The sequence below is a fragment of the Bradyrhizobium sp. genome, from assembly GCF_049798375.1.
Taxonomy (GTDB): domain Bacteria; phylum Pseudomonadota; class Alphaproteobacteria; order Rhizobiales; family Xanthobacteraceae; genus Bradyrhizobium.
This window is the reverse complement of the sequence record NZ_JBARGP010000262.1, coordinates 1-2797: the sequence shown is the minus strand read 5'-3', so window position 1 is coordinate 2797 and position 2797 is coordinate 1. Positions and strand designations below refer to the sequence as shown.

Below are 2797 nucleotides of genomic sequence, written 5' to 3'. Positions count from 1 at the left end.
ACGGCCAGCAGGTGATGCTGGACGCGCGCGAGATCAAGAACATCGACGAGATCATGCTGCTCAACCAGGCGGCAGCGATGGTCGACGGCGTCTATCACTCGATCTACGAGCATCTGAAGCCCGGCGTGCGCGAGAACGAGATCGTCGCGCTCGCCAACAAGATGCTCTACGAGATGGGCTCCGACGACGTCGAGGCCATCAACGCCATCTCCGGCGAGCGCTGCAACCCGCATCCGCACAATTTCACCGACCGCATCCTGCGCCCCGGCGACCAGGCCTTCTTCGACATCCTGCAGTCCTATCAGGGCTACCGCACTTGCTATTACCGCACCTTCAATGTCGGCCGCGCCACGCCGGTGCAGCACGACGCCTATAAGCAGTGCCGCGAATGGCTCGACAACGCGATCGCGCTGATCAAGCCGGGCGTCTCGACCGACACGGTCGCGAGCGTCTGGCCGAAGGCGGAGGAGTTCGGCTTTCCCAGCGAAATGGCCGCATTCGGTCTGCAGTTCGGCCATGGGCTGGGCCTGGCGCTGCACGAGCGGCCGATCATCTCGCGGCTGGTCTCGCTCGATAACCCGATGGAGATCAAGACCGGCATGGTGTTCGCGCTGGAGACCTATTGCCCGGCGGCCGACGGCTTCTCCGCCGCGCGCATCGAGGAGGAGGTCGTGGTCACCGACAAGGGCTGCCGGGTGATCACGCTGTTTCCGGCGGAAGAGCTGCCGATCGCCAATCGCTATTGAGCAAAAAAATGGAGGATGGGTTGAGCGAAGCGACCAGCAGCGGCCTCAACCCGCGCTGAAGCACGATGGGTATCGCTTCGCTCAACCCATCCTACTTAATGTTCTCGTCATTGCGAGCGAAGCGACGTGTCCGCCATAGCCCGAAGGGCGACGGCGGAAGCAATCCAGAAGCAAAGAAGAAAGTCTGGATCGCTTCGTCGCTTCGCTCCTCGCAATGACGGAAGACATAGTAAATTGAATAGGGAGAGAACAATGACGGCTGTGCATTCGCTGGGCTGGATCGGCATGGGCCGCATGGGTTTCCCGATGGCGGAGCGGCTGTTGAAGGCGGGCCACAAGGTGGCGATCTGGAACAGGACCCGGGCCAAGGCCGAGCCGCTGGCGGCCAAAGGCGGCAAGGTCGTCGATCGCGTCAATGAGCTCGCCTCTTGCGACATCGTGTTCTCGATCGTCTCGACCGGCAACGATCTCGAGCAGATCTATTTCGGCCCGAACGGCCTCGTCGCCGGCGACGGTCCGCGGCCGAAAATCCTGGTCGATTGCTCGTCGATCGGTGTCGATGAGTCGGAAAGCATCGCGGCACGGCTCAAGGAAATCGGCTGCGCCTTCGTCCGCGCGCCGGTGTCGGGTAACGGCAAATGCGTCAAGGCCGGCAAGCTGTCGTCGGTCGTCTCAGGCCCGAAGGACGCGTTCGAGACCATCACGCCCTATCTGAAGGTCGTGGCTGCATCCGGCGTCTCCTATGTCGGCGAGGGTGAGCTGGCGCGGATCTGCAAGATCGCCCACAACGTGATGCTCGGCGTCGTGTTCCAGAACCTGCTCGAGATCACGGTGCTGGCGCAGAAGGCCGGCGTGCCGCGCCACGCCTTCCTCGACTTCATGAATGCCAGCGTGATGGGCTCGGTGTTCACCAAGTACAAGAGCAATGCGCTGGTCAATCTCGACTGGACCACAACCTTCACCCCGCCGCTGCTACGCAAGGATCTCGATCTCGGGCTGCAGGCCGCGCGCGAGCTCGGGGTCGCGATGCCAATCACGGCGACGGCGCGCGAGGCGCTGCAAGCCCATATCGGCGCGGCGCATCTGCAGGCCGATCCGGCCGGCTACCTCGCGAAGGATTTCGCCACGCTGCTGGAATCCGTCGCCCGCAATGCCGGCATGACCTTGCGGCCCGAGAACGTGCCGACCCCGACCGGGCTGGAGACGGAGGGGTAGCAGGTCCGCAGGGTGAGCAAAGCGAAGCGTGCCCACCATTGCCAGCGGAACGCCGAGGCGCCTTTGCCTGCCCTATCCATCGTTAGCCCTGCCGCTGGGCGACGATCTGGCGATAAAGTTCGGCATAGCGCGCGGCGCGGTGGCGCCAGGAGACGTCCGTCAGCATGCCGTTGAGCTGCATGCGGAGCCAGTCCGAACCGTGGCCGCGCGAGGCGAAGAACGCCGCCGCGGCGCGCCGCAGCGCGTGGTCGAGATTCTCCGTCGTGACCGGCGAGAACTTGAAGCCGGTCGCATCCTTTTCGCTTTCGTCGATCACGGTGTCGGCGAGGCCGCCGACGCCGGCGACGATCGGGATCGCGCCATAGCGCAGCGCGCAGAGCTGGGTCAGGCCGCAGGGCTCGAAGCGTGACGGCACGATCAACGCGTCGGAGCCGGCCTGGATAGCGTGGGCCAGAGTTTCATCATAGCCGGTGACGACGCCGATCAAGCCAGGATTGGCGCTGGCCGCCGCGCGAAACGCATCGCGCAGATCGGCATCGCCGTCGCCGAGCAATGCCAATTGCATGCCGCCGCCGGTGATGGTTGGCAGGCAGGCGAACAGCAGGTCGAGCCCTTTCTGCCATGACAGCCGGCTGACCACGCCGAGCAGGAAGGCATCGGGCGACACCCGCAATCCCATGCGCTGCTGCAGCACCGCCTTGTTCCGCGTGCGCGCCTCCAGACTGTCGACGCTGTAGTGCGAAGCGATGGCGGGATCATGCGCCGGATCCCAGACAGTGATGTCGATGCCATTGAGGATGCCCGAGAGCGCACCGGACCGCGCACGCAACAGGCCA

At 64.6% G+C, this 2797-nt stretch carries 3 protein-coding genes; 2 read left to right on the top strand and 1 reads right to left on the bottom strand.

Annotated features, from left to right (window positions below; genetic code table 11):
- Together WA702_RS11145 and WA702_RS11140 are read left to right on the top strand one after the other, a co-directional pair.
- Positions 1 to 746, top strand: a 746-nt coding sequence (locus WA702_RS11145) for a M24 family metallopeptidase (RefSeq protein ID WP_425110573.1), incomplete at its 5' end; no start/stop codon positions are given.
- A 252-nt stretch (positions 747 to 998) separates the two neighbouring features.
- Entirely contained in the window at positions 999 to 1961 is a 963-nt protein-coding gene (locus WA702_RS11140; RefSeq protein ID WP_425110572.1) for an NAD(P)-dependent oxidoreductase, read from the top strand.
- Between the two features lie 82 nt (positions 1962 to 2043).
- Here WA702_RS11140 and WA702_RS11135 read toward each other — a convergent pair.
- On the bottom strand, positions 2044 to 2797 hold a 754-nt coding region (locus WA702_RS11135), incomplete at its 5' end, for a glycosyltransferase (protein ID WP_425110571.1).

Bases quoted from the DNA above. Each gene is read 5' to 3' on its own strand.
- WA702_RS11140 (WP_425110572.1), top strand. From the start codon at position 999: ATGACGGCTGTGCATTCGCTGGGCTGGATCGGCATGGGCCGCATGGGT.